The organism is Nocardioides sp. PD653-B2 (assembly GCF_002117935.1).
Classification (GTDB): domain Bacteria; phylum Actinomycetota; class Actinomycetes; order Propionibacteriales; family Nocardioidaceae; genus Nocardioides.
In genome coordinates this window covers 1-26,943 of record NZ_BDJE01000012.1, presented here as the reverse complement: position 1 = coordinate 26,943, position 26,943 = coordinate 1, and the positions used below count along the sequence as shown (strand labels likewise).

Below are 26,943 nucleotides of genomic sequence, written 5' to 3'. Positions count from 1 at the left end.
TTGAGCCTGCGCGCCAGGGCAACCCTGATCGGCACGCTCGTGTTCGCGGTCCTCCTGGCGGTGGGATCGGTGCTGCTGGTGCAGATTCTCGAGAACCGGTTGACTGCAGCCTCAGACCAGCTGTCCCGGTCTCGGGTCGACGACTTGCTCGCCCTGGCGCGCAAGGGTGACCTGCCGAGGACGTTGCGCAACGTCGACGAAAACGGGGTCGCCCAGGTCGTCGCCGACGACGGGATCGTGCTGGCTGCCTCCCCCAACGTCGCGGGGCGCCCGGCGGTGGCCCGACTACATCCGGGCGAGGAGGTTCAGACGAGTACCTTCCAGGCGCCTGACGACCAGGAGGTCGAGACCTACCGGTTCTGGTACGCCTCGGGCCCGAGTCCAAAAGGGTCGGTCACGGTGTACGTCGGGAACAGCCTGGAGGCGGTCTCAGAGGCGTCGGTGGTCCTGCGGTGGGCTCTGGGTGTTGGCGTACCCGTGATCGTTGTGCTGCTCGGGGTCGCGATCTGGCTGCTTCTGGGCCGGGTGATCGGACGTCTCGACCGGATTCGGGCGGAGGTGGACCGGATCACGGAGGAGAACCTCGACAGGCGCGTGGCCGGCGATGGGGTCGAGGACGAGGTCGGAAGACTTGCGGCCACGATGAACGCGATGCTCGAACGCCTGGATGTCGCCGCGCGGCGGCAGCGTGACTTCGTCGCGGACGTCTCCCACGACCTGCAGAGCCCGCTGACAGCGCAACGGGTCGCCCTCGAGGTCGCCCTGGCCGGCTCCGACGGCGTCGACGCGGCGCGGCTGCGCGATGAGGTGCTGGGCGCAACGGCAGACATGGAGCGGCTGGTCGGGGATCTGCTCGAGCTCGCTTCCATCGACGCGCACGGCGCTGCCTCCCCCACGCATCTCGACCTGGACGCGATCGTTCTCGAGGAGGCTGCCCGAGCACGGAGCAGCAGCGCGGCGGACGTCGACACCGGTGCGGTCTCGGCTGCGCCGGCGTACGCCAATGCTGCTGATGTCCGTCGCATCGTCAGGAACCTGCTTGACAATGCTGCGGAGCATGCTGAAAGCCGCGTACGACTGGTGGTCGACAGCGCGGACGTGGACGGGTGGAGGTGTGCACAACTCCTCGTGGTCGACGACGGAGCGGGCGTGCCCGCGGAGCACCGGGACAAGATCTTCGACCGTTTCCACCGAGCCGAGACGGCCAGGTCCCGCCGCGGAGGCAGCGGCCTCGGCCTGTCGATCGCCCGCGAGCTCGCCGAACGCAACGGGGGGAGCGTCGACCTGGTCGATGCCAGCCGTGGGACAACCATGCGACTCAGGCTCCCGCTCTCGCCACCGGGTCAGTAGCAGGAGCGCAGGTGCAGGCACGCCGCCGTCGTGCCGCCTTCAGGATGCCTTCAGTTGACACCTGCCACGGTCGAACCATGACACACCCCGTCGCTGACCGTGTTCCCAGCAAGCTGACCCTGGGCGTCGCCGTCACTACCGCGTTGGTTTGTCTTCTCTCCGCGTGCGGGGGCACCGCCACGAGCGACGGGAAGTCGCAGGCCGGCGCGTGCACGCAGGCGGAGATCGACCCTGCCAGCTTCGTCGACCCCACGCGAGACACCAACCCCTACCACCCGCTGAAGCCGGGGATGCAGTGGGTCCGCGGCGGTACGACGGAAGTCGGATCGAGGAAGGTGCCCTTCACCGTCACCTCCACCATGACCGACGTCGTCCGGCAAATCGACGGTGTGCCCGCCATCGCGATGCTCGACGAGTCCACCGACGCCGGCGAGGTCGCCGAGGTCGGCATGGACTACCTGGCTCTGGACAAGGACGGCAACGTCTGGATCTTCGGCGGCTACACCGAGGCCTATGAGGGCGGGCAGTTCACCGACGTGGAGAGCGCGTGGTTGGGGGCGTCGGACTCGACGCTGGTAGGAATCCTGGCGCCCGCGAAGGTGACCGCGGACACCCCGCAGTGGTGCATCTCCGCCGCTGACGGGGAGAAACCCTCCGTCGGCAAGCCCGTCGAGGTCGGGGTGAAGCACTGCGTGAAGTTCGGGTGCTACAAGGACGTACGGGTGGTCCAGGAAGGCGAGGTCGACGCCCCTGACAACGAGAACAAGTACTACGCACCCGGCGTCGGCGTGATCGACAACGTCCCGCTCGATGCCAGCCTTCACCAGGACACCTTTCAGCTCCTGAACTTCATCGAGCTCACGCCGAGCGGAACAGCGAGGAAGAGCAAGCTCGTCCTCGACCTGGAAGCACACGCACGCACGGTCGCCCCGGACGTCTTCGCCGATGCTCCCGACGCGAAGCGTGTCCGGTGAGCACCGAGAACCTGGTCGAGCTCCATGAAGTTTCCAAGACCTACGGCCGTCCGGACACGCCGCCGGTCCTGGAGAAGATCGACCTGACCATTCATCGGGGAGAACGGATCAGCCTCGTCGGCCCCTCCGGGTCTGGCAAGTCGACGCTCTTGTCGCTGATTGCCGGACTCCTTCGACCCACCCACGGTCGCGTCCACGTCCTGGGACACGACCTGGAATCGCTGCCAGACCGCGACCGCGCCCGACTGCGAGCCCGACACATCGGGATCGCACTGCAGTCAGAGAACCTGATCCCGTTCCTCTCCGCGCAGGAGAACGTCGAGCTCGCCCTGCGACTGGGACACTTCGGGTCCCGACGAGACTGCCGCCGACGCGCCCGCGACACCTTAGCCGCGCTCGGGGTCGCCCACCGCTCCCACAACCTGCCGCGGACCCTGTCCGGCGGCGAAGCCCAACGCGTGGCCGTCGCGGTGGCCATCGCCAAAGGGCCCGACCTGATCCTTGCCGACGAGGCCGTCGCCCAGCTCGACCAATCCAACGCCGCCCAGGTCATGGCCGAGATCCTCGACGGACCCTGGGCCCTGGTGCTGGTCACCCACGACCGGGAGCTCGCCGAGGCGATGCCCATCAGGTACTCCATCCACGATCACAGGCTTGCCCTCGCCTCGGCGGCGGTGAGGCAATGACAACGGAGTACCGGACAGGCGACTCCGGAGACGGCGTGTCCGTCCGCGACGTGCTCGTCGACCACCCAGCCCCTGAAGGAGCCGTTCGGGCCCTCGACCTCGCCTCGTTCGACGTGAAAGCCGGCGACGCAGTCGCCGTCATGGGCCCGAGCGGTAGCGGCAAGTCAACGCTCCTGTCGTTGCTCGCCGGGCTGACCACACCCACCGCCGGCACCGTCAAGGTGGGCGCGACAGAACTGTCCTCGTTGAGCGGCTCTGCCCGCACCGCCTTCCGACGCCGCCACCTGGGCATGGTGTACCAGGCAGACAACCTGCTACCCCACCTGACGGTCGAAGAGAACGTCGCGCTGGCTCTGGCCGTGGCCGATTCCGGCGCCAACGCCACGGCCCGCTGCACGGAGGTGCTGACCGAGCTCGGAGTGGACGAGCTCGCCTCTCGCTATCCCGACCAGCTCTCCGGCGGCCAGCGACAGCGAGTTGGAGTTGCACGCGCAGTCGCACCCCGACCGTCCCTCGTGCTGGCGGACGAGCCGACCGGCTCCCTCGACGACGTCGCGGCCCGGGCGGTGGTGCGCACACTGCTCGAGGCCACGCGCTTCGTAGGCGCGACCCTGGTGCTGGTCACCCACGACCCCGCCGTGGCCACGTCAATCGGAACGACGTTCCACCTGCGCCCCCAACGCCACGACAGGCAGGACCGATGACGCTCAGCTACATCCTGGCGGACCTGCGCCGCAACCTCCGTCGCACCTTGACCACGGTTGTCGGGATCACCGTCGGGGTCGGCCTGTTCTGCGGCGTGCTCTTCTTCATCGACGGGCTCACGGCCTCGATGACCCAGCGATCGGTCTCGGCACTGACCATCGACATGCAACGCATCGTGCAAGGCACCGCAGGCAATGGCGTGCGACTCCACCAGACGGTTGAACAGACTGGGGAGCCCGGGGTCGGCCAGGTTGTCCTCACGGTCTCCAACCGCGGCCGATTCCCCGCCCACGAGGTCACCGTCCGCTCCCAACCCCAGCCCGGCGTGACCTTCAAGAAGGGCAGCGCCTTCCTCGACGGCCGACCGCTCCCTGCATCGGGAGGCGCGAACCCGCTCGCCGCGGGATCCACGGGCGCCGGGCTGAACCTCGGCACCCTGGCCTCGGGAGGCCACCACCGGATCACCTACCAGATCGCGATCGACACCACGGCCCAGCCGCAATCGGTTCGCTCCAGCGTCTCCACCAGCGAGACCGTCAGCCCCGTGCCGGCCAACCGACCCGCCGAGACCCCACTGGCCGAACTCGCCGCCAAGCTCGCCGGCGTCCGCGGGGTCGCTGCGGCCGAGCCACTCTCGATCGGTGCACTACCGGACTCCTCGATCGGCGCGTCCGGACACCTGGCTCCCGGCCCGGGGAGAGTCTTCGGTTTCGAACCGGGCTTCGCCAGGCGTCACCAGGACATCCGCCTCCGCACAGGCAGCTGGCGACCCGACGCGGCCGTGGTCTCGGCCGAGGTGGCCGACGAGCTCGCGATCGCCGTCGGGGACACCGTGACCCTCGACCTGCCTGACGGTCGCCGAATCCATCTGCCCGTCTCCGGCACCGCCGACTTCAGCCGGGCACGAACGCTCTTCACCTCCCGGCGCGGCGGAGACCTGGAGACCTTCCAGTACACCCCGCTGTCCGTCGCGGTCAGCTCAGGACTCTTCGCCGACCGCATCCAGCCGGCCTACGAGCGGGCCCTCCGCATTCGCAACGACTTCAAGACCCCACCTATCCGCGAGGTCGACCTCACCCTCGACCGTGAAGCCCTCGATGCCGATCCGCAGACGGCACTGACGCAGACCCAGGCCGTGGCCGACGCGGTGATGCAGGTGGCTCCCTACCAGGACGACTACCTTCTCGACAACATCTCCAACACCCTCTCGGTCGCCGTGGCCGACTCCGCCGCGGCCAAACGACTGTTCGTCTTCCTCGGCGTGCCCGGGGCCCTGCTGGCCGCGATGCTGTCCGCCTACGCTGGCAACGTCCTCGCAGAGACCCAACGACGCGAGCACGCCGTCCTGCGCATCCGGGGCGCCAGCCGACGCCAGCTGCTCCGGATGCTCGCGCTGCACACCACGCTCATCACGGCTGCCGGCTCGGTCGTCGGCCTCGCCGTCGGCTACCTCGCCACCAGACAATTGTTGGGAGCTCAGTCGCTCGCTCGGGCCCGCACCACCGACCTCCTGACCTCTGCGGCGTTGGGGACGCTCGCCGGTTTCGTCGCCACCGGACTGGCGCTCTACCTGACCGCGCGCCGCTCGGTCGACCGGGAGATCAACGAGGACCGCGCGGCATACCTCCGACGCGCACCGCTGTGGCGACGCCTCCATGTCGACCTACTGATCGTCACGGTGGTTGTCATCGGCACCACGGTGGCCCTCACTCTCGGGGCCTTCGCCGGCGCGCCCGGGTCTGTGTACTTCGGACGGGGCGTCGACCTCAACCTCAAGCTCCTATTGCTACCCCTTGCCGCCTGGGTCGGCGGCTCCCTTGTCGCGGCCCGCTTCATCTCGACCGCCCTGGGCCGGCTGGACCCCGGCTCGCGGGCTGACCTCCAACCACTGAGGTGGCGGCTGGCCCAGCTCAACATCGGACGACGGCCGTGGCCGATCGCGAACGCTGCTGCCCTCGTCACGTTGATCGTGGCTCTCCTCACGACGTTGGCCACCTTCACCGCCTCCTACGACCAGGCCAAGAGCGAGGACGCCCGGTTCGCCACCGGCGCCGACCTACGGGTCACCCAAGCCGCCGGGGCCCAGCCCCAACTCGACATCTCCGACAGCACCCGACTCACCAGCAAGGCGGTCCCGCAGGCGACGCCCGTCATCTTCGCCACCAGCAACGTGATCCTCACCAGCGCGCGCACCTCCGACCCGGCCAACCTTGCCGCGGTCGACCCTCACGGTTACCAAGCCATCGCCCCCCTGCACGACGAGCACTTCGTCGACTCCACTAGCAGCCGGGCACTCTCCAAGATCGCGTCCGACCCCCACGCGGTCCTCCTCAGCGAAGAGATGGCCACCTTCTTGAAGGTGCGGACCGGAGACGACCTCGACGTCCTCCTCGCCCGCAGCACCCAGCACCAGCGCACCGTCCACCTCCACGTCGTCGGACTCTTCACCCGCCTTCCAGGATTCCCCGAGGGCGCAGACGCTGTGATCGACCTCCACACCTTCGCCCGCGCGGTCCCCTCCCAGACGCCGGACTTCTTCCTGGCCAATGCTGCGACCAACACTGACGGCGCCCTGGATGCGGCAGTGCACGCCCTGGAGGGTCCGCCTGCGGCCAGGTACGACCTCCATATCGACACCCGGCGGACCAACCTCAGCAGTGACCAGTCGAGCCTGGCCGCCCTCAACATCAAGGGACTGGTCGCGCTCGACTCCGGGTTCGCGCTGGGCATGGCATCCATCGCCAGCGGACTGTTTGTGTTTGGACTATTGCTGCACCGGCGCCGGGAGTACGCAACACTGCGGGCGCAGGGATGCGAAGCCCGCTCCATCCTGTGGTGGATCCTGGCCGAGACAGGTGCTGTCAGCATCGGTGGCGCCCTCGCCGGCATCCCGGTCGGCATCGTCATGGGAACCTACTTCGTGCACGTGCTGCAGCCGCTGTTCGTCTTGTCGCCACCTCTCGTCGTGCCGTTCTCCGCGGCGCTCATCCCAGCCGGTGTGGTTATCGTCGCCGGCGGCGCGGCCGCCATGCTCGGACACTGGCTGGTGCAACGACTGGATCCAGCAGAACTGCTCCGCGATGGATGATTCCTCGGCTGCCACGCGATGGGTTGGTTCCGCATCCATCGGCCCCACGTTCAGGCTGGCTTCAGGAGCACCCTCCCAGAATTCCAACGACGACGGTCGTGAAGGGAGTCGTCCATGACAGATGAACCCACACCGGCCCTCGCCTTGGAGTGCGTCGATCTGCACGTCCGCTATGGCACGTTCATGGCCGTGGACGGAGTCTCCCTCGTCGCGCGTCCGGGCGAGATCCTCGGACTCCTGGGCCCCAACGGTGCCGGCAAGACCTCGGTCGTGCGCGCCATCACCACCATCGTTCCCGTCACGAGTGGAACGATCCTGGTCAATGGTCACGACCTGACCGACCCGGTCGCGATCAGGACCAGCATCGGAGTACTGCCGGAGTCCAACGGCTATCCCGGCATCCAGACCGCGAAGGCCCATCTGACCTTCTACGCAGAACTGTTCGGCCTGGACCCCCGCGAGGCCCGGCGCCAGGCCGAGCATCGACTTCGCCAACTGGGGCTGGACGACAAGTCCCAACCCATCGGCACCTTCTCACGTGGGATGCGGCAACGCCTCGGCCTGGCACGAGCCTTGATCAATCGGCCCGCCGTGCTGTTGCTCGATGAGCCCACGCTCGGGCTCGACCCGGCCGGTCGGGAAGACCTGCTGCGTCAACTGGCCAGCAGTGCGGTCGAGGAGGGCACCTGCGTGATCCTGTGCAGCCACCAGCTCGACGAGGTGGAACGCGTCTGCGACCGGGTCGCGGTCATGGACCACGGACGCATCGTGGCTGACGGCACGGTTGACCACGTCGTCGCCGGCTCCGGCGTCACCCAGCGAGCCAGGATCCGCGTCGCCCTCGGCGACGTACTCGCCGCCGACGAGGTGCTCCGCGCCTTGCCAGCCGTGAGTGCCGTGGAGTACGACAACGCGCGACCAGGTGACATCGACGTCGAACTCGCCCCCGTCGACGGAGCACGCAGCCAGCTCCTCAAGGTCCTCCTCGACGCAAGGATCGAGCCCCGAGCCTTCGACTTCCAACGGGCCGCGCTCAGCGACGCCTTCCTCGCTCTCACCTCACGAGGACGTGAAACCGAATGACCACGACCGAGCGGGCGGCGCGACAGCACCAAGAGCGAGCGCGGTCCGGCTGGCGGGTGGTGCTCCGCAAGGAGACGGCGGACCTGTGGCTCAGCGCCAAGGGTCTCTCCGTCCTCCTCGCCTTCTCCATCGCACTGTCTGTGCTGGCCTACCTCGCCTCGGGCGACGCGGCGATCAACCTGCTGGATGCGCGCGAGTCGGTCGGCGTGGTCGTAAAGACCGCGATCGGGCTCGGCACGCTCACGGCCGTAGTGGTCAGCGCCGATGCGATCTCCGGCGAGCGCGAGCGCGGCACCCTCGAGGCGCTCCTGGTGACCCCCGTTGCACGCCGCGACATCGTGACCGGCAAGTTGCTTGCCGCCAGCACCATGTGGTTGGCGGCGTTGGTCGTGGCGCTTCCGTTCGTGGTCGTGATGGCCGACGGCCCCCGTGTGGGCCTCGACGCCGTCCTCGTGTTGGTCATCTCCGGCGGACTCGTCGCCGCCGCCCTGACAGCACTGGGTCTTGCGATCAGCTCCTTCGTGATGTCCAACCGGGCCAGCCTGGCTGCCTCGATCTCGATCCTGCTGATGCTGGCCGCCCCCAGCCAGCTCCCGGCGATTACCAAGTCCGCGACACTCGGTCCCGTCCTGATCAAGGCGAATCCGGTGAGCGCCGGCCTGACGCTCGCGGACAACGTGCTCGTCAAGCAACAGGAATGGACCGAGCAGTGGATCTACCTGCTCTCGCCGATCCTCGCAACGATTGCCCTCACCGCCGCTGCGATCCTGCTGGCGCGCCGGCTACAGCTAGGGGATGCGCGATGAGCCGGCTGGCCGCTCTCCTGATCGCGCTGCTCACAGCAGCGCTACTCGCCATCTCCGGATCCGCCTCCGCCCACGCGGCCGGGGCGACTCGGTCACCAGGGACGCGGTCCATCGACGTGCGCGTCGACCCTCGAGACGCGTCCGTGAAGCTGGGAGAGACTCTCCCGCTCCATGTCACCCTCACCAACAACGGTGCCGAAGCGACTCCGGAACTGGTCCTCCATCTCGACGTCACCGACCCGACGAAGTCCACCTCGGTGGACCCGGAGGACTGGACCTCGACCCTGACGAAGCAGGTGGGCGCGATACCTCCCGGCGACACCAGAGTGGTCGAGTGGATCGTCCAACCGATCTCCAGCGGCGACTTCGTGGCCTACGCCGTAGCTCTAACACCTCGGAGCCGTACGATCGCCGCGTCCAACGCAGCGACCATCCGCGTCGAGCACCAACAGACGCTCAACCCCCACGGGATACTCGGCGTTGCCCTGGGCGTTCCCGCAGCATTGGGCGCCTTGCTGCTGGTCCAGCAATGGATGGCGAGGCGACCTCGGAACTCGGACCAGCGATGACCGCCCGTCCTCAGATCCCTCGGCACAACGGCGTGCTCGCGCCGGTGGATCCACGGTCCCGGACCAGCCGGCGGCCGCGGCAGCTGCCGCGTCGCCCACCACTTTCCGTTGGGCTCGTACCTACCGGGCGCGCGACGCGGTGACCTTGGCTCGCCGTTCGTTGACGGTCACCGCCGGAGGTCGAACGAGTCGATCAGGTTCCCGTTCTGGTCGATGGCGCGCCCAGTCAGTCGGGTGGGGGATACGACTAGGTCGAGGAAGTGACGGATCGAGGCGCTGACGGCCGTGAAGTCCCGCCTCCCGGTGGGTCGGAGAGTAGCGGCGCCACCAGAGACGACGTAGGTGACCCCGTTGATCTTCTTGGAGCGCTGATAGTCGTGGTCGTGGCCGGCGAGCACCAACGGCACGGCGTACCGCTCGAAGAGCGGCACCCACTCCTCCTGGATCGACTCGTCAGAGCCGTGGTAGCCAGCCGAGTAGGCGGGCTTGTGCATCGCAACGATCGTCCACGGGGCGTCTGTGGGGGTGGCCAGGGTCTCGTCCAGCCAGGCGAGTTGGTCGGGGTCGTCGACCTGCTCGGTGTCGAGCACGACCACCCGCACGATCCCGACTGTCTCGGTGTACCAGGACGTGGAGCGCCCGAGCCGATGCATGATCTGCGCCTGTTCGTCACTCATGTAGTCGTGGTTGCCCAGCACGGGCAGCAGGCGGGCACCCCGCTGCGTCAGGGCGTCGAAGACGCCGCTGATCCGCGTCGGCACCTGCTCGGCATCGCCTTCCGGGTAGATCAGGTCGCCCAGGAGGACGAGCGCGTCATAGCTGTAGATCGCGTTTTGAGCGACCATCTCCTCGACCGTTGCCTCGATGGCGCTTCCGGTGCCCGTTCCGGTGTCTCTGGCAACGGCCAGCCGCGTCGTCGGCTCCTGCTCCAGACTCAGGGCTGGTCCCGATGCGTGATCTGTGGTGGGTTCACCCGAAGGCGTACAGGCGCCCACCGCGCCGAACAGCATGAGCGTCAGCACGAGGACCAGCGATTGACGGCGCCGACTGCACACCGGGGAGGGGCCCCACCGCCTCATGCGGTGGGGCCCCTCGTGCTGCGACGTGACTCAGCCATGTCGACCTACCGTCGATCTCGGGGGTGTGATCGCTCAGTTGGTCTCGCCGGACTCGTCGGCGTCCTGGTGGCCGGGCTCGTTGGGGTTGGCGTCGGGGCCCTGGTCGGCGCCGTCGTTGGCCTCCGCGGCGCCCTCGGTGCCCTCGGCCTCGCCGGACTCGTCGGCGTCCTGGTGGCCGGGCTCGTTGGGGTTGGCGTCGGGGCCCTGGTCGGGTCCGTCGTTGGCCTCCTCAGCGCCCTCAATGCCTTCGACCTCGGTGGCGTCATTGGCCTCGCCGTCGCCGTCGGACTGGTCGGCCGGCTGCACCTGGCTGGGTCCCGGGCCGGTATTGCCGGAGTCGGCGTTCGCCGTGGCCAGACCCCCGATGCCAAGGCCACCGACGACCGCGGCGGCCGCGATGACAGCGGCGTTGCGCCGGAACGGGTTGGTGGTCTTCATGATGGTTGCCTCCTGGGTGTTCGGGCCGCCTTGGTGGCGACCTCGATGAATCCAGAGTGCGTGAGAGGCGCTGTGACGACGCTGAGAGCCGCTGTGAGCCGTCCTCAGCGTCCTCACAACAGCGATCACGCAGACTGAGGCGACGGATCGAGGAGGTGTGGTGTGCGGGTGTTGATGGTGGAGGACGAGGTGCGGCTGGCCGAGACGGTCAGCCGCGGCTTGCGTGCCGAGGGCTTCGTCGTGGACATCGTCCACGACGGGGCGGAAGGTCTCGACGAGGCGCAGCTTCGTGACTACGACGTCATCGTGCTGGACATCATGCTGCCCTCGATGAACGGATACGACGTGTGCCGGGAACTGCGCAAGGCGGGGGTGTGGGTACCGATCCTGATGCTGACCGCCAAGGATGGCGAGTACGACGAGGCCGACGCGTTCGACCTGGGCGCCGACGACTACCTCACCAAGCCGTTCTCCTTCGTGGTCCTCGTGGCCAGGTTACGTGCACTCGTGCGGCGCGGCGCACCCGAGCGTCCCACGGTCCTGACCGCTGGTGACCTCACACTCGACCCGGCGACCCGAGCGGTCCGCCGCGGCCAGATCGACATAACGTTGACCCCACGAGAGTTCGGGCTGCTGCAGTTCCTGATGCGCCATCCCGGCGAGGTGCTGTCCAAGAGCGAGATCGTGCAAAGCGTGTGGGACATGAACTACGACGGTGACGAGAACGTCGTCGAGGTGTACATCGGCTACTTGCGGCGCAAGATCGACCACCCGTTCGGCACCACCACGATCCAGACCATGCGAGGTGCGGGATACCGCCTGGTCGGCGGCAGCTCGTGAGTCCCCTGTCGAGTCGGACCCGCAGCGTCCGCGTACGTGCCACGGCCGCCGCCACCCTCGTCGTGGCGATCTTCCTGGGGTTGGGGGCGGTCGGATTCGCGCTGCTCCAACGCCACCAGCTCGAGAACGCTGTCGTCGACGCTGCGCGACAGCAAGCCCACGACCTCGCAAGCCAGATCGCCTCATCGACACCGTCCGGTGCCCTGAACACCGGCGAGGGCGACCAGTCCCTGGTCCAGATCGTCGACGCACAGGGGAGGGTGATCGCGTCCAGCCCGTCAGTCGACGGCGAGCAACCCATCGTGTCGGCCCAGCCCGACGTCGGGACGACGCAAACCCTGGTCACAGACAGCCTGCCGATCGGCGAAGGCAGCAACTTCGTCGTGGTCGCGCAGGGGGCACGGACCCCCGACGGTCCCGTGACCATCCTTGTCGCCGAGAGCCTGGAACTGGTCAGCGAGTCGACGGCCATCGTGGTCGGACTCTTGGTGGTGGGCTACCCGCTGGTGCTGGCTGCCGTGGGTGGCACCTCCTACTGGTTGGTCGGGCGGGCATTGGCTCCCGTCGAGCAGCTCCGCCGCCGAGTGGCCAGCATCCACGGCACCTCGAAAGCCACCGAACGCGTCCCCGTGCCCGACACGCACGACGAGATCAGCCGTCTCGCCGAAACGATGAACGCCATGCTCGACCGCCTGCACGTCGCCAGCCAGAGCCAACGCCAGTTCGTCGCCGACGCCTCCCACGAGCTTCGCAGCCCGCTGGCCACCATCCGTGCGGTGCACGAGATCGCGGCCCTGCACCCAGAGGCCCAGGAATGGGATCAGGCCGGGCAGGAGGTCCTGGGTGAGCTGGACCGTGTCGACCGGCTCGTCGCCGACATGCTTCTGCTCGCGCGCGCCGACGAGCGCGGCATCCCGCTCACCCTCGAAGAGGTCGATCTCGACGACATCCTCCGCCAGGAAGCCGACCGACTAGGACGCGTGCACAGTCTCGACGTCGCCCTCCATGCGCCTCCGGTCCGCGCGGTCGCCGACCGCCACCAGCTCGCCCGCGCGGTTCGCAACCTCACCGACAACGCAGCACGCCACTGCCACTCCCGGATCGAGCTGCGTCTCACCGAGGCCGACGACTCGGCCACGATCGAGGTCATCGACGACGGCCCCGGAATTCCGCTGGCCGACCGCGATCGTGTCTTCGAGCGGTTCGTGCGCCTGGACCAGAGCCGGGCCCGAACCCAGGGCGGCACCGGCCTCGGACTCCCCATCGCCCGCGAGATCGCGCAGTCCCTGGGAGGAACCCTTGACCTGATTCACAGCGAGGCTGGTGCTCGATTCGCATTCACGATCCCGCGAGCAACACGTTGACGCAAGCAGTCGAGCCGAGCGCTCGTCGACCTCGGGCAATTCAAACAGCGGGTCGAGGCTGAGATCGGCGGCGCCTGGCTGGTCTCGCAGGGTCCCCGAGCACCGCGGCTGGAATTGGATCGGCGCTGGCATCGTGCCCCTCGGTGCATTCGGGTTCGACGCGACCCTGCAGGAGGACGCTCCGTTTGGCCGCATCCTCGCCGCCTACGGCGGCGGCGTCTTCGTCGCCGACTTGTTCGCCTGGGTATGGCGATGGACGGCTTCAAGCCGCAGCGGTACGACGTCACCGGTGCTCTCGTCTGCTTCGCCGGCGTTGGCGGGATCATGTACGCGCCACGATCGTAGGTTCGAGCCGGCCGCCACCGGTTTCGAGCCGTGTCCAACACTCGACGTGGCTTTCGGGCGAAGGCGACTCGCATGTCTGGCTGCGGTGCGTGGCGTCGTCGGGACCACGAAAGCAGCCATGTCTCGCATTCTGGACACGTGGGGTGCCGTCAGGTCAGCGCCGAACGGTTCTCCTATCAGCCAAGGACGCCTTCGTCCACGACTATGGGAGAGAGCACCGTGAAGATCACCAACATGCGCACCATCGCCGCCACCGGCATCGCCGTCCTCGCGATCGGCGGGATCGGCGTCGCCGCTCACGCGGCCACCAGCGACCCGGCCCCCACGACCCCGACTCCGGCCGTCGTAGACGCTCCGAGCACGCCGGCGACGCCCGAGGACACGGCTGACGTGGTCGAGGGTGACAACAACGGCGACAACCAGAACACCGACGATGCCGCGCAGGGTGACGCCCAGGACGGCAACAACGACGAGGGCGACGTCGTCGAGGGTGACGACAACGGCGAGAACGACAACGCCGACAACGGTGACGTGGCCGAGGGCGACGACAACGGCGACAACCAGAACGTTGACGACGGTGCCCAAGGCGACGTCCAGGACAACGCTGGCGACACCAACGACGCTGCTGCCGACGACAACCAGGGCGACACGGGCAACACCGACTCCGGTAACGCTGGCGACAGCCAGGACAACGCCGGTGACGGCGCGAACGGCGACGGTTCCAACGGCTGACACCATGGTCATCGGTAGGACGGGCAGTCTTCCTGCCCGTCCTACCATCGTGTCTTGGAGGAATCAGTCGGTGACCGAAGAGCTCGAGTTGGCCGTGGCCGCTGCCGCGGCCGGTGACGGCGAAGCGATGCGCACCCTCTACGAGGCGCTCGCATCCCGCGTCGCGGGCTACCTGGAGTTCCGGGGCGCAGCAGACCCCGACGGCCTGACGAACGATGTCTTCGTCCGGGTCCTGCCCCGGATGGCCGAGATCACCGGAGGCTGGCCCGGGTTCCGCGCCTACGTGTTCACCGTCGCTCACGGAAAGCTCGTGGACGAGTTGCGGAGTCGGGACCGCAGACCGGCTCACACCGAGTACGACGCGGATTCGGACCCACGCACGCATGCCTCCGCCGAGGACCAGGCCCTTGAACGTGCCGGTTCCAGCGACGTCCTGGCGGTGCTCGATCTGCTCCCCGAGGACCAACGCACCGTGGTGACACTACGGGTGCTGGGCGAGCTGACTCTCAAGGAGACAGCGGTGACGATCGGGCGCAGCGAGGTGGCCATCAAGAAGCTCCAGAGCAAGGCACTGGGCAGTCTCCGCAGGCTGCTGAGCACCGAGCCCTCGGACCCCAGTGATGCGACCACGTCGGAGGGACTCCGATGACCGAGTACAACCATCAAGAGGACGAACCCATGATCAGCGACACCGCACTGGATGACCCGGCCCTGCGCGATCTCTTCGCCGAGCTGGGCGCCCTCGCTGACCGACCCACGCCGCCGATCGGCCATGGACTCGCTGCCCTCTTCGCTGGAGCAACCCCACTTGCCGCCGCGCGCAGTCGCCGGAACAAGGCAGCCAAGACGGGCCTCATCGGCCTGGTCACGGCAGGAATCCTGGCCGGCGGCGTCACCGCCGCCGCCGCAGCCAACGAGCTGCCCGCCCCGGCACAGCGCATCGTCTCCCGGGTGATCAACACCCTCACCCCACTGGAAATCCCGAACCCCGACGAGCAGGGGCCGGTCGAGCATCAGACCGACACCAACATCGACGACAACGGCGACCAGCCCGGTCAGGACGTCGACCAGCCCGGCCAGGACGGAACCGAACAGGGTGACCAGAGCGACGGCCAGGGCAGCCAGTCGGGTGGAGACCAGTCGGGCGAGCCGGCCGGCGGCTCCGGCGACCAGGGCGGGTCAGACGGTGGCGCGGACCAGCAAGGCAGCGGCCAGGAAACCACGGGCGACACCACCGGTGAGTCGGGCGACACGGGCACATCGGGCAACGGCTCCAGCGGCTCCGGAACAACCGGTGGTCAGCACGGCACCAACGGCTCCGGCCAGAACTGACGGGACACCATGGGACTCCTCGGCCTCGGCATCTTCCTCGCCATCGCCGGTTCGGTGCTGAAGTTCGCCGTCACCGTCGAGACGCCGCACGTCGACATCAAGAAGGCCGGCCACATTCTGTTGTACTCCGGAATCGTCATCGCCGTGCTCGGGCTGTTGCTGGGCTTTGTCGATGGCAGCTACGAGTTCGGCAATCACTAAGAAGCGCCCCGGGTTTGGCGCTGCCAGCTGATATCAAGGATCTCGGCGAGGACGCCGACCGTGGGCCAGGGGAATCGATCCGGGTCCACTTACGGTCCACATTGGGCCAGTCCGACTCGGTACCGGACGGGTATCCTGAGACTGGAAGCGAGGGCGAATCCCTCACCACACCGAGCGAATCGGTAGCTTCCGGCCCGACTCCGTAGTCGTTGCAGGTGCCCCGATCTCGTCCAGAGGTCGCAGGTTCAAATCCTGCCCCCGCTACGAAGAATGGCCCTCTGGCCAGCGGAAACGCTGGCCAGGGGGCCTTCGAGGTTTCTGACCAGAAACGAGTGGGCGAAGTTGGATCTTTGTGTGGGCGCTTACCCGCGGTCCCCCAGGGAGCAGACACGAACGTGCCCTGCCGTGAGCGCGGCGAGGGGCAGTCCGACCTCGTCGTGGACGACGTCGGGGCGCTTTCGGACAGGGGCCTCGAGCCTGCCAGGGTTGATCTGGTGCATGGGACAGGGCGGCAGACCGGCCGCGTTTTCCTAGGTACCTCTGCTCGGCAGGAGAGTCCCGCGCCACTTCTGCTGTTCAGTCAGCGCACCTGCGACGCGGGTGACGGTGGCCACGACGGCCTCGACGGCACGGGGTGTCCGCCTCCCTCTGGGGAGGCCGAGGACCACATTGCGGGTCACTTGGGGCTCGATGAGCGGCGCGCCGGTGAGTCGGTGCGCTGCGACATCGTCGACGGCAGCCGAAGCGGGGAGGATAGTCCAGCCGTGACCGGCGGCGACGAGGTTCTTCTGAAGCGGGAGCGAGTTCACCTGGACGACGATGTTCGGCTCGCGCTGGAAGTGGGCCAAGGCCTGGTCGATCAGCACCCGCAGACCGTGTCCGGGGGCAGGCAGGACGAGGGGGTGGTCCAGCAAGGTGCGGCAGCGCACGCCTGAGGGTGGCAGCTGCTCTCCGGCGGCTGCGACGGCCCAGAGCTCCTCGGTCACGAGAGGGGCGACGGAGAGGGTCGGCGAGGCGGTGAGGTTGTAGAGCAGCGATAGGTCGATGTCTCCGGTGTCCAGCCATTCGCGGAGGTGTCCCGAATAGGCGGCGAGGACGCGCAGCTCGATGCCGGGGTGCTCTTCTCGAACGGCTCGCACGAGCGGGTCGCCGAGCAGGTCGACGACACTCTCCAGCAGCCCGAGTCGCACGATGCCGGTGACTTCGTGGCGGAGGGGACGGATCTCCGCCCGCACCCGGTCCAGTTCGTGCAGCGCTCGGCGGGCTCCGTCGACGACGACCCTTCCCTCCGGTGTGAGGGTGACGCCCTGGCGGCCTCGTTCCAGCAGCGTGACGCCGAGCTCGTCCTCGAGCAGTTGGATCTGTCGTGTCACCGTGGGCTGGGCCAGATGCAGCACGTGGGCGCCGCGGGTGATGCTGCCGACCTCCGTCACCGTGACGAGGGCGGTGAGCTGCCTGAGATCCATGTCGACTGCTCTCTATGCGTGCTCCTGATCTGGGCATCAAGAATTTTCATTGTACAGGCCGTCACATCAGGACTGATGATGAAGGTCGAGAGTCTCCGGCTGACCCCCAGTGCAGCCCCAATACTGATTGGAGGGAGTTCATGCCGGCCGCGCTGGTGGGGACATCCCACACCCCGCTCCTCGGGAAGCACGACCCGCGCCCCGAAGTCCGAGCCGAGGTTGACGGGGTCCTGGCGAGTGCTCGCGCGTTCGTCGAGGACTTCGCTCCCGACCTCGTCGTCATCTTCGGGCCGGATCACTACAACGGCTTCCTGTACGACATGATGCCGTCGTTCTGCATCGGTGCCGAGGCGACGTCGGTCGGCGACTACGGAATGCCGACCGGTCCACTGGAGGTGGATCGCGGCGTAGCCCGCAGGATCTTGCGTCACGCGCTGGAGAGCGGGATCGACCTGGCGCTGTCGGAAGACATGCAGGTCGACCACGGCATCGTGCAGCCGCTCACCTTCTTCTTCGATGCGATCCACAGCATTCCGGTGGTGCCCATCTTCATCAACTCCGTCGCCGAGCCGCTCGGGCCGGCGATACGCGCCCGGTTGCTCGGCAGGGCCGTCGGCGAGGCGCTGTCCGGACTCGATCGGCGGGTTCTCATCATCGGCTCTGGCGGCCTCTCGCACGACCCGCCGGTCCTCCGGTTCGATGAATCGACCCCCGAGGTCATCGAACGTCTCAAGCACGGCCGCAATCCCTCTCCCGAGCAGATGGCCGCACGCGAGAAGAACGTCATCGGCGCCGCGCGAGAGTTCTTCGCCGGATCGCCGAAGTACCGTCCGCTCAACCCGGAGTGGGACCGCCGGGTCCTCGACTCCCTGGCGGCCGCAGACTTCGCAGCCATCGACCAACACAACAACGACTGGTTCGTCGCCGAGGGCGGCCACTCCGCCCACGAGGTCCGGACCTGGATCGCGGCGTACGCCGCGTTGGCCGCCTTCGGCGACTACGCGGTCACCTCGACCTACTACCGGCCGATCCCCGAGTGGTTCGCCGGCTTCGCGACCACGACCGCTGTCCTTCAGTCCGCCGCATCCATCTAGGAGTTCCCAGGCATGAGCATCTGGACCACCGTGAACCACCTTGACTACACCCTTCGCCATGTCGACGTCGGTCCGTGGCACACCCGCGTCCTCGACGTCGGAACAGGCCCCGCGCTGATCCTCATGCACGGCACGGGCGGTCACCTCGAGGCCTTCACCCACAATCTCGAGGCGCTCTCCCGGGAGTACCGCGTCATCGCCTACGACTTCCCTGGCCATGGCTACACCACCTTCACCGACCACGACCTGGAGATCGCGGAGTACGTGGCCCACTTGAAGGAGCTCATGAGCGCCCTGGGGGTGGAGAAAGCCCATCTGTGTGGTGAGTCCCTGGGCGGATGGGTCGCGCTCAAGTTCGCCGCGACCCACCCGGATCTGGTCGACCGGCTTGTCCTCAACACCCCGGGCGGCACGATGGCTACCCCGGAGGTCATGCACCGCATCCGCACCCTGAGCCAAGCGGCCGCCGACAACCCGACGCCCGAAGCGGTCCGGACCCGGCTCGAATGGCTGATGGCCGACCCGGCGACGGTGACCGACGAGCTCGTCGAGGTCCGCCGAGGGGTCTACTCCCAGCCCGGCTTCGCCGATTCCATGCGGCACATCCTCTGCCTCCAGGATCCCGAGATCCGTGCCCGCAATCTGGTTTCGGACGAGGACTTCGCCGCCATCGAGGCACCGGCGATCGTGATCTGGACCAGCGACGATCCGTCGGGCCCGGCCGGCGCGGGCCTGCAGATGGCCGAGGCCATCCCCCAGGGCGAGTTCCAGCTCATCGAAGGCGCCGGCCACTGGCCGCAGTGGGAGCAGCACGCCACCTACAACAAGACGATGCTGGAGTTTCTCGCCCGGAACAGCGGTTCGACCCCATGAGGCCGGACATCGAGCTCGACGACGACGAGACGGCCATCGTCGACCTGGTGCGCACCTTCGTCGATCGCGAGGTCAAGCCCGTGGTCAAGGAGTTGGAGCACGCCAACACCTATCCCGAACAGCTCATTGAGCAGATGAAGGAGCTCGGCATCTTCGGTCTCGCGATACCGGAGCCGTGGGGAGCGGCCAAGGTATCCGCGCCGTGCTACGCCGCGGTGACCGAGGAGCTTGCTCGCGGCTGGATGAGCCTGGCCGGCGCCATGGGCGGACACAGCGTGGTCGCGAAGCTGCTGGTCGACTTCGGGACTCCGGAGCAGCAGGACCACTACCTACCGCGCATGGCCACCGGCGAGCTGCGTGCCACCATGGCGCTCACCGAGCCCGGCGGTGGCTCTGATCTGCAGGCGATGAAGACCAGCGCCGCCCGCGACGGCGACGACTACGTCGTCAACGGCACCAAGACCTGGATCAGCAACGCCCGCCGCTCCGATCTATTCGCGTTGTTGTGCCGCACCGACCCGACCGCCGACCCGCCCCACCGGGGCATCAGCATCCTGCTGGTCGAGAAGGGTCCCGGATTCGAGATCAGCCGCGACCTGTCCAAGCTCGGCTACAAGGGTGTCGAAGCATGCGAGCTCTCCTTCCAGGACCTCCGCACGCCCCTCGGATCGGTCCTCGGAGGCGAGGAGGGCAAGGGCTTCGCCCAGATGATGCGCGGTCTGGAGATCGGTCGGATCCAGGTCGCCAGTCGGGCTCTCGGCGTGGGCCGCGCCGCGCTGGAGGACGCGCTGCGCTATGCCCAGGAACGCCACTCCTTCGGCAAGCCGATCTGGGAGCACCAGTCGATCGGGAACTACCTCGCCGACATGGCCACCAGCCTCACCGCCGCGCGTCAACTGGTCCAGTACGCCGCACGCCGCTACGAGTCGGGTGCCCGCGCCGATCTGGAGGCTGGCATGGCCAAGCTGTTCGCCTCCGAGACAGCGATGACCATCGCACTCGACGCCGTCCGCATCCACGGTGGCTACGGATACTCCACCGAGTTCGACGTCGAGCGCTACTTCCGCGATGCGCCGTTGATGATCGTCGGCGAGGGGACCAACGAGATCCAGCGCAATGTCATTGCACGCCAGTTGGTCGCCCGAAACCCGATCTGAGGAGGGCTCGTGCACGCAGTGACGTGGCTGTTCGTCCCGGGCGACCGTCCGGAGCGGTTTGCGAAGGCGGCGGCCAGCGGCGCCGACGAGGTGATCCTCGACCTCGAGGACGCAGTCGCCGAGCCGGCGAAGGAGACGGCCCGGCGAGCCGTGGCCGAGTGGCTCGGCTCGGCGCAGGCCTGGGTGCGGATCAACCCGGCCGGTGCCTCCTGGCACCACGCCGACCTCGATGCTCTTGCCGGCCGCCCCGGTCTGCGCGGAGTGGTCGTGCCCAAGGCCGAGGACGGCGACACCCTCGCCGGCATCGCGGCCACCCTCGGCTGCCCGGTCCTCGCCCTGATCGAGTCGGCCGCCGGCGTTGGGGGCGCCCGCGGCATCGCCGCCGGGGGAGCGGTGTCCAGGCTCGCGCTCGGCGCGATCGACCTGGCGCTGGACCTCGGCGCACTCGAGACCCGCGAGGCGCTGCTGTCCGCACGAAGCGAACTGGTCCTGGCCTCCCGACTCGCCGGACTCCCCGCGCCGATCGACGGCGTCACTCGTGCGGTGACCGACCTCGACACCGTCGCCGCCGACGTGGCCTACGCGCGGAGTCTCGGGTTCGGGGGAAAGCTGTGCATCCATCCGGCCCAGGTGCCCGCAGTCGCCGAGGGCTTCGCCCCGCAGGCCGCCGACATCGCTTGGGCCCGCGAGGTGCTCGAGGCCGAAGGCAGGGGAGCGGCCCAGGTGGCAGGCGCACTGGTCGATGCGCCGGTGCTCGAACGAGCACGCCAGGTCCTGGCCCGCGCCGCCGCCTCGGACCGAGCCCCCCACCGTGATCCCGACCCCGATGAGAGGAGCTGATCGTGCTGCCCTTGCAAGGGATCACGGTGGTCACGCTCGAGCACGCCGTCGCGGCGCCCTTTGCCACCCGCCAGCTCGCCGACCTCGGCGCGCGCGTCATCAAGATCGAACGACCCGGCACTGGAGACTTCGCCCGCGGCTACGACCGCACCGTCAGGGGCGAAGCCAGCTACTTCGTGTGGCTCAACCGGGGCAAGGAGAGCGTTGAGCTCGACCTGAAGGACCACACCGACCGGCGGCTCCTCGACGCGATCCTCGCCAAGGCCGACATCCTTGTCCAGAACCTCGCCCCCGGCGCCGTGGAGCGGCTCAGTCTGGACGCCGAAACGCTCCGAGCGGCGCGGCACGATCTCATCCACTGCTCGATCTCCGGCTACGGACGTGGTGGCCCCTATGAGGACAAGAAGGCGTACGACCTGCTGGTGCAATGCGAGGCCGGGCTCGTGGCTTCCACCGGCACTGCCGCCGAACCGGCGCGCGTCGGCATCTCGGTGGCTGACATCGCCACCGGCATGTACGCCTACACGGGCATTCTCACAGCCCTCTACGAACGCCAGCGCACCAAGACGGGCACCACGCTGGAAGTGGCCATGATCGACGCGCTCAGCGAGTGGATGATGCAACCGGTCTACTACGCCGGCTACGGCGACCGGCCCTTCCCCCGCAGCGGCGCCAAGCACCCCTCGATCGCTCCTTACGGGCCTTACCGCACCGCCGATGGCACCATCTACCTGGGAATCCAGAGCGACCGAGAATGGCAGGTCCTCTGTCGCGACGTCATCGGCCGACCAGAACTCGCCGAGGATCCCCGGTTCGCCAAGAACCCCGAGCGCGTCGAGAACGACGACGAGATCCGCGGCTACCTCGAGGCGACCTTCGCCCGGCGGACCTCCGACGAAGTCATCGCCATGCTGGAAGTCCTGGGATTCGCATGCGCCCGCGTGCGCAATCCCGAAGACTTGTTTGATCATCCGCAACTGCAGGCCCGCGACCGATGGCGCGAGATCGACTCACCAGGAGGCCGAGTCCAAGCGCTCCTGCCCCCGGTCACGGTGCCCGGACGCGAGCCGGCGATGGGTGCGGTGCCCGAACTCGGCCAACACAACACCAGCCTCCGAGCGGAGTTCGCCGCCCATGACTGACGTATCCGAGCGAGACGGGATCCTGGAGCCGTGGCCCGCGCAGGCACTCGCAGCGCTCATCGACGTACCCGAGCCCAGCGACGTGCTACCGCTGGGCTGGCATTGGATCTACCTACTCGAACATCCTCGCCAAGAAGACATCGGCGCCGATGGACACCCGCTCCACAACACAGTCCCCGCCCCACCAAGGCCTGGACTACGGCGCATGTGGGCCGGCGGACGATTGACCTACTACGGCGAACTCAGGATCGGTGAGCATACGACGCGGCGCAGCACGCTCACCTCCCTCACCGAGAAACAAGGACGTTCCGGGCCGCTGACCTTCGCCAAGGTCGAGCACGCCTTGTCCCAGCACGGCGAGGTGAAGCTCGTCGAGCACCAAGACCTGGTCTACCGGCCGATTGCCCCGGTGGCTGACTCTGGCGATCACGTCTCAGACGGACCCGACGACGCCTTCACTCCGCGTCCATTAGGCCTTGCCGCCCACGAGCGCGCGATTCCGGTGTCGGAAACGCTGTTGTTCCGATTCTCGGCGCTGACCTACAACGCCCACCGAATTCACTACGACCGAGATTATGCGACCAAGATCGAGGGCTACCCGGATCTCGTCACGCACGGGCCCCTGCAGGCCCTGATCATGGCAGAAACTGCAAGGGCGGCGGGACTGCAGACCGTCACCGGGCTTTGTTTCGAGTACAGACTCCTCGCGCCGCTATTCCTATCCCAGGGGATGATCGCTGGCGCGTCGACAAGCAGCAGCGGCGTCCAAACCTACGTCCGTGATTACACAGGGCGACAGACCGCGACCGGTTCGATCACCTCACGCTGACCCCCTCGTGGGAGAGCGTGCGGGCAGACAAGAGCAAGGTGCCGGCCGCAGTGGAGGAGAGCCTGCGTCTGGACACGCCGCTGCAGTTCACTCTGCGCATCACCCCAGCCAGGACCAGGTCCACGATGCCATCATCGCCGCGGAGACAAAGGTGATCCTTCACCTCGGGTCCGCCAACCGCGACGAGGAAGCGTGGTGCCCCGACGCCGACTCCTTCCGCCTTGACCCGGGCCCTCCGCCTCGGCGCACCTCGCCTGTGGGCGGGGGATCCACACCTGCATTGGGGCGCCGCTGGCACGCATCGAAGCAGCGCCGCCATCAACGCCCTGCTGAGTGCCTACCCCGACATGCGACTGGCCGACGAATACGAATGGAAAAGATCCCTGCTCGATGTTCCGGCGACCGCTCGACCTGCGAGTCGTCTTGGCGCCACCGGTCCAGACCGAGTGATCTCGCGGTGGATAGCGCGGTGGTTCGGTCCAGGTAACCCGAAGGATTCGCCAAGGAAATAATGGCCCGCTCAGCGGATCAGAAGTATTCATCGCGGCGGTGGATCGGACGAGCATGTGACACCAGCCACACCGCTATATGCGCGCCCGTCGCGTCTTCATCGCGGAATCCGACTCAACAGACACCCGCTTGGGGCCTGGCGCGATTTTCGTGCCAGCGTCAAGAATGAAAGGCACACGATGGACATCATTGTTGGATCGACTGCGAAGATCGATGACATCGAAATGGCGAAGGTCGCCGAGGACAGCGGTATCTCACATCTTGGCATCGGGCAGGGGCCACTCATCACCAGCGACCCCTTCCAATACATGGCGCTGGCCACTCAGGTCACGACTGAGTTGAAGATCGGGCCGTACGTCATGGATCCGGTCACGCGCATCGCGCCCTCGATCGCCAACTCCCTCGCCACCTTGGAGGAGCTTGCGCCGAACCGCATCTTCTGCGGTATGGGTACGGCGAACAACGCCATGCACTCGATGGGCCGCAAGTCGGCGTCTCCCAAGGAGCTCGCCGAGGCGATGGGCATCATCAAGGCCATGGTTCACGGGGAGCGTGCGATGCATGACTGGCGCGGCGAAGAGAGGGCCGTCGAGCTCCTCGCCGTCGGCGACGGGACGCTGCGGGTGGCCGAGCACATGCCGATGTACGTCGCTGCCGGAGGGCCGAAGGGTCTGCGCAACGCCGCGCGGTACGCCGACGCGCTGATCTACTGCGTCGGCCCCAACCCCAACATGATCGCCATGGTCCGCAAGGAGCTGGACCGACTCGTCGAGGAGGAAGGTCGCTCGCCGGGCAGCGTGAAGCTGATCGGTCTGACCTGGTTCTATGAGTCTCAACCCGGGGAGACCTGGGAGGATGCGCTGTCCAAGGGGTTTGGCACGACCGCGCCGATGGGTTCAACGATCACCGACATGGGCTTCCTGAAGCTGCACCGAGAAGAGATCGGAGTCGACATCGTGGACAAGTCCATCAACGCGGCCATGGCGCTGATGGGCGCCCCCGAGGAGGTCGGTGCGACCGACCATCTCGACCAGTGGAAGAACTACGCCAAGGGCTACGATCCGCGTCACTCCAAGCTCATGAGCAAGGAGCTCTTGGACTTCTGGTGCCTGTACGGCAGCCGCTCCGAGATCCGCGACAACGCGCAGCTCATGATGGACTCCGGCCTCGACGGGCTGAGCTTCTTCCTCTACAACCCCACCGAGACTCACCGTGACATCGCGAACATTGGCCGGGCACTTCTGTCCTGAGATGTCGTCACGCAGCCACGCCACGGCGTCCCCGACATAGGGCCGCAAGCCAAACCCACCATCAACTGTGAGGACACGCCCGATGGAATTCGAGCCCAGCAAGACCGCCATTCTCGTAGTTCACATGCAAAACGACATCGTGCGGCCCGAGGGCGCGTTCGGCGCCATCTTCGCTCAGCAGGCGACCGAGCGGCACGTCATCGAGCACATTCGCGCCACACTCACCGCCGGCCGGGCCGCAGGAGCCACCATCGTCTACCTACGGATCGCGTGGCAGTCCGACTACAGCGATCTGGTCGCGAACTCTCCGCTCCTGGGCATGGTGCAACAGGCCGGTTGCCTCGTGGACGGTACTCCCGGCGCGACGATCATCGAGGAGCTCACTCCCCAGCCGGGTGACCTCGTGGTGACCCATCAGCGTCCTGGCGCGTTCACCAGCAGCCAGCTCGACCTGCTGCTTCGGAGTAGGGGAGTCACCACCGTTGCCTGTGCCGGCGTTGCCACCAACGCTTCAGTTGAGGGAACGGCGCGGCAAGCCTCCGACCTCGGCTACCAGACGCTGCTCATCGAGGACGCCTGCAGCGCCGCCGACGCGGCAACCCATGCGGCCTCCGCACAGTCATTGTCTCTGCTCGCCACGATCTCGACCGTCGAAGAATTCACTGAGGCGCTCCGCGCGCCGGCGTCCCATGCGAGCTGACCATCAAACCACCAACTGCGCCCGCAGAGGCAGACAGCCTGTCGGCTGTCGCGGCCCAGAGCACTATCTGCTCTGCGCCGCCCTTGTTCTGGGCGGGCTAGATCGACGCTCGGAGGCGCCGTAGGTGTGGTGCGCTCGCGCTTCGGACTGTCAATGGCGGCGCCAGCGGACTGCGAGGAGCACAACGTCGTCGCTCCTGAAGGCCTCTGCGTTCGAGGCTCCCGTCGCGGTCCTGCAACCGACACTGGAAGCAGCGGCTGCGTGACTCATTGACGTCCATGCGGGTATTAGGCGGCGGGGATGCCCAGCCTTCGCAGGTCGGTAAGGGTGTCCAGGTCCGCGCGCAAACCCAGTGGCGCTCCATCGAGCGGCAGGCATCCGGATGAACGAAAGCGCTCAGCCGAGGATGGTCCGAATACCATCGGAACCCTGTGCCCGGCCGGAAGGACGACGGCGGTTGTTCCTGTGCCGGCTTGGTCAGAAACGTGCTTGGGCTGGCTGGTCGCTGTTGCTTCTCGATGGAGCCAATGGACGTCGGCGGGACTTAGAAGGGCGAGGTCGGCGACCAATACGGTCACTGACCGTGCAGCATCTGCCGCAATGAGTTCGTTCAAGCCTTGCTCCAATGCTGAATTGAGGTCTGCGGTGGTATCGAGCACGACACCGGCGCCAAGGCCCGCTGCAAACGCGCTCACCTCTTCGTCCGCGGTGACGACTGCTAGCGACGTTCCCCCGGCTGCATGGGCGGCGGTTCTTAGTGTGTTTCTCATCAGCGCTCGAGCGACGCGGTAGCGATCGCTTGCGGGCACGTCGAGTCGCGTCTTGGCCAATGTGAGTCGCTTGACCGGGACGAGCAGTACCGAGGTCACCGGAGCCTGTTGCCGTAGGTGGTGGTGCGTTCGCGGACGGGTCGGTCGATGCCGGCGCCGATCTCGACGAGCTCTGCGACGGTCTTCGCGGAGCCGTGTTCGGAGCCGGCCATCCGCGAGATCGTCTCCTCCATCAGGGTGCCGCCGACGTCGTTGGCGCCGGCCTGGAGCATGGCGCGGGTGCCGTCGATGCCGAGCTTGACCCAGGAGGTCTGGATGTTGGGGATCCGTCCGTGTAGGAGGATCCGGGCCATCGCGTGGACGGCGAGGTTGTCGCGCAGGGTGGGGCCGGGGCGGGCCACGCCGGCCAGGTAGATCGGGGAGGAGGTGTGCACGAAGGGCAGTGGCACGAACTCGGTGAAGCCGCCGGTCTCTGCCTGGATGCGGGTCAGGACGCGCAGGTGGTTGACCCAGTGCCGCGGGTTGTCGACGTGGCCGTACATCATCGTCGAGGTGGTCGGGATGCCGACCTGGTGGGCGGTGGTGACGACCTCGATCCAGGTGCGGGTCGGGAGCTTGCCCTTGGTGAGGACCCAGCGGACCTCGTCGTCGAGGATCTCGGCGGCGGTGCCGGGCAGCGAC

At 67.6% G+C, this 26,943-nt stretch carries 26 protein-coding genes and 2 pseudogenes; 23 read left to right on the top strand and 5 right to left on the bottom strand.

The window, feature by feature from the left end; translation table 11 throughout:
• From PD653B2_RS06295 to PD653B2_RS06260, 8 genes are all read left to right on the top strand, one after another.
• Positions 1–1,350: a sensor histidine kinase gene (locus tag PD653B2_RS06295; RefSeq protein ID WP_165763354.1), complete on the top strand. Its 1,350-nt coding sequence runs from the start codon at positions 1–3 to the stop codon at positions 1,348–1,350.
• Positions 1,351–1,427: 77 nt separating this feature from the next.
• Entirely contained in the window at positions 1,428–2,324 is an 897-nt protein-coding gene (locus tag PD653B2_RS06290; protein WP_085871490.1) for a hypothetical protein, read from the top strand.
• A complete protein-coding gene (locus PD653B2_RS06285; RefSeq protein ID WP_085871489.1) occupies positions 2,321–3,010 on the top strand; it encodes an ABC transporter ATP-binding protein in 690 nt (229 codons plus the stop codon). Before PD653B2_RS06290 ends, PD653B2_RS06285 begins: the two co-directional genes overlap by 4 nt.
• 35 nt (positions 3,011–3,045) lie before the next feature.
• Positions 3,046–3,714 carry an ABC transporter ATP-binding protein gene (locus PD653B2_RS06280; protein ID WP_165763353.1) on the top strand — a complete coding sequence of 223 codons (669 nt, stop codon included), beginning with the start codon at positions 3,046–3,048 and terminating at the stop codon, positions 3,712–3,714.
• Complete coding sequence (locus PD653B2_RS06275; protein WP_085871487.1) at positions 3,711–6,803, top strand: FtsX-like permease family protein; 3,093 nt, start codon at positions 3,711–3,713, stop codon at positions 6,801–6,803. The genes PD653B2_RS06280 and PD653B2_RS06275 overlap by 4 nt, the downstream gene beginning before the upstream one ends.
• Before the next feature lie 114 nt (positions 6,804–6,917).
• Complete coding sequence (locus PD653B2_RS06270; RefSeq protein ID WP_085871486.1) at positions 6,918–7,886, top strand: ABC transporter ATP-binding protein; 969 nt, start codon at positions 6,918–6,920, stop codon at positions 7,884–7,886.
• Positions 7,883–8,692, top strand: a complete 810-nt coding sequence (locus tag PD653B2_RS06265; RefSeq protein WP_085871485.1) for an ABC transporter permease — start codon at positions 7,883–7,885, stop codon at positions 8,690–8,692. The genes PD653B2_RS06270 and PD653B2_RS06265 overlap by 4 nt, the downstream gene beginning before the upstream one ends.
• A gap of 143 nt (positions 8,693–8,835) precedes the next feature.
• Positions 8,836–9,261, top strand: a complete 426-nt coding sequence (locus tag PD653B2_RS06260) for a hypothetical protein (RefSeq protein WP_133058990.1) — start codon at positions 8,836–8,838, stop codon at positions 9,259–9,261.
• 167 nt (positions 9,262–9,428) lie between these two features.
• On the opposite strand, the gene PD653B2_RS06255 is transcribed toward PD653B2_RS06260, so the two are convergent.
• Both PD653B2_RS06255 and PD653B2_RS06250 read right to left on the bottom strand, forming a co-directional pair.
• On the bottom strand, positions 9,429–10,283 hold the full coding sequence (locus PD653B2_RS06255) for a metallophosphoesterase family protein (RefSeq protein ID WP_165763352.1): 855 nt from the start codon (positions 10,281–10,283) through the stop codon (positions 9,429–9,431).
• Positions 10,284–10,412: 129 nt separating this feature from the next.
• Positions 10,413–10,817 (bottom strand): hypothetical protein, encoded by a 405-nt coding sequence (locus tag PD653B2_RS06250; protein ID WP_085871482.1) that lies wholly within the window; start codon positions 10,815–10,817, stop codon positions 10,413–10,415.
• 162 nt (positions 10,818–10,979) lie between these two features.
• Between PD653B2_RS06250 and PD653B2_RS06245 the strand changes: the two genes are divergently transcribed.
• The 7 genes and pseudogenes from PD653B2_RS06245 (at position 10,980) to PD653B2_RS06220 (ending at position 15,631) form a co-directional block, all read left to right on the top strand.
• Positions 10,980–11,657, top strand: coding sequence for a response regulator transcription factor (locus PD653B2_RS06245; protein WP_085871481.1), 678 nt, complete (start codon positions 10,980–10,982; stop codon positions 11,655–11,657).
• Between the two features lie 62 nt (positions 11,658–11,719).
• Entirely contained in the window at positions 11,720–13,021 is a 1,302-nt protein-coding gene (locus tag PD653B2_RS06240; protein ID WP_133058989.1) for a sensor histidine kinase, read from the top strand.
• Between the two features lie 63 nt (positions 13,022–13,084).
• Positions 13,085–13,366: pseudogene (locus tag PD653B2_RS06235) on the top strand (YnfA family protein).
• A 219-nt stretch (positions 13,367–13,585) separates the two neighbouring features.
• A complete protein-coding gene (locus PD653B2_RS24805; protein ID WP_165763351.1) occupies positions 13,586–14,098 on the top strand; it encodes a hypothetical protein in 513 nt (170 codons plus the stop codon).
• A gap of 70 nt (positions 14,099–14,168) precedes the next feature.
• Positions 14,169–14,747: an RNA polymerase sigma factor gene (locus PD653B2_RS24800; protein WP_165763350.1), complete on the top strand. Its 579-nt coding sequence runs from the start codon at positions 14,169–14,171 to the stop codon at positions 14,745–14,747.
• Positions 14,744–15,430, top strand: a complete 687-nt coding sequence (locus PD653B2_RS06225; protein WP_133058987.1) for a hypothetical protein — start codon at positions 14,744–14,746, stop codon at positions 15,428–15,430. Before PD653B2_RS24800 ends, PD653B2_RS06225 begins: the two co-directional genes overlap by 4 nt.
• A 9-nt stretch (positions 15,431–15,439) precedes the next feature.
• Positions 15,440–15,631: a hypothetical protein gene (locus PD653B2_RS06220; protein WP_085871477.1), complete on the top strand. Its 192-nt coding sequence runs from the start codon at positions 15,440–15,442 to the stop codon at positions 15,629–15,631.
• 530 nt (positions 15,632–16,161) lie between these two features.
• Here the strand turns inward: PD653B2_RS06220 and PD653B2_RS06215 are convergent.
• The gene (locus tag PD653B2_RS06215) at positions 16,162–17,097 is read right to left on the bottom strand and encodes a LysR family transcriptional regulator (protein WP_085871476.1); all 936 of its coding nucleotides are present in this window, start codon (positions 17,095–17,097) and stop codon (positions 16,162–16,164) included.
• A 140-nt stretch (positions 17,098–17,237) separates the two neighbouring features.
• On the opposite strand from PD653B2_RS06215, the gene PD653B2_RS06210 reads away from it, so the two are divergent.
• The 8 genes from PD653B2_RS06210 to PD653B2_RS06175 all read left to right on the top strand — a co-directional run bounded on the left by PD653B2_RS06210 (position 17,238) and on the right by PD653B2_RS06175 (position 25,492).
• Positions 17,238–18,191 (top strand): 3-carboxyethylcatechol 2,3-dioxygenase, encoded by a 954-nt coding sequence (locus PD653B2_RS06210; RefSeq protein ID WP_085871475.1) that lies wholly within the window; start codon positions 17,238–17,240, stop codon positions 18,189–18,191.
• A 12-nt stretch (positions 18,192–18,203) separates the two neighbouring features.
• Positions 18,204–19,064 (top strand): alpha/beta fold hydrolase, encoded by an 861-nt coding sequence (locus PD653B2_RS06205; protein ID WP_085871474.1) that lies wholly within the window; start codon positions 18,204–18,206, stop codon positions 19,062–19,064.
• Positions 19,061–20,221 (top strand): acyl-CoA dehydrogenase family protein, encoded by a 1,161-nt coding sequence (locus tag PD653B2_RS06200; protein ID WP_085871473.1) that lies wholly within the window; start codon positions 19,061–19,063, stop codon positions 20,219–20,221. Before PD653B2_RS06205 ends, PD653B2_RS06200 begins: the two co-directional genes overlap by 4 nt.
• 9 nt (positions 20,222–20,230) lie before the next feature.
• A complete protein-coding gene (locus PD653B2_RS06195; RefSeq protein WP_085871472.1) occupies positions 20,231–21,061 on the top strand; it encodes an HpcH/HpaI aldolase/citrate lyase family protein in 831 nt (276 codons plus the stop codon).
• Between the two features lie 2 nt (positions 21,062–21,063).
• Complete coding sequence (locus PD653B2_RS06190; protein WP_085871471.1) at positions 21,064–22,203, top strand: CaiB/BaiF CoA transferase family protein; 1,140 nt, start codon at positions 21,064–21,066, stop codon at positions 22,201–22,203.
• On the top strand, positions 22,196–23,032 hold the full coding sequence (locus PD653B2_RS06185; protein ID WP_085871470.1) for an FAS1-like dehydratase domain-containing protein: 837 nt from the start codon (positions 22,196–22,198) through the stop codon (positions 23,030–23,032). The genes PD653B2_RS06190 and PD653B2_RS06185 overlap by 8 nt, the downstream gene beginning before the upstream one ends.
• A gap of 689 nt (positions 23,033–23,721) precedes the next feature.
• A complete protein-coding gene (locus PD653B2_RS06180; RefSeq protein WP_085871469.1) occupies positions 23,722–24,792 on the top strand; it encodes an LLM class flavin-dependent oxidoreductase in 1,071 nt (356 codons plus the stop codon).
• An 82-nt stretch (positions 24,793–24,874) separates the two neighbouring features.
• Positions 24,875–25,492, top strand: a complete 618-nt coding sequence (locus PD653B2_RS06175) for a cysteine hydrolase family protein (protein ID WP_085871468.1) — start codon at positions 24,875–24,877, stop codon at positions 25,490–25,492.
• Positions 25,493–25,779: 287 nt separating this feature from the next.
• Here the strand turns inward: PD653B2_RS06175 and cofC are convergent, their stop codons facing one another.
• Both cofC and fbiC read right to left on the bottom strand, forming a co-directional pair.
• Positions 25,780–26,361 (bottom strand): 2-phospho-L-lactate guanylyltransferase, encoded by a 582-nt coding sequence (gene cofC / locus PD653B2_RS24795; protein WP_165763349.1) that lies wholly within the window; start codon positions 26,359–26,361, stop codon positions 25,780–25,782.
• Positions 26,358–26,943: pseudogene (fbiC, locus tag PD653B2_RS24790) on the bottom strand (7,8-didemethyl-8-hydroxy-5-deazariboflavin synthase); the annotation flags it as partial. The gene cofC and the pseudogene fbiC, both read right to left, overlap by 4 nt.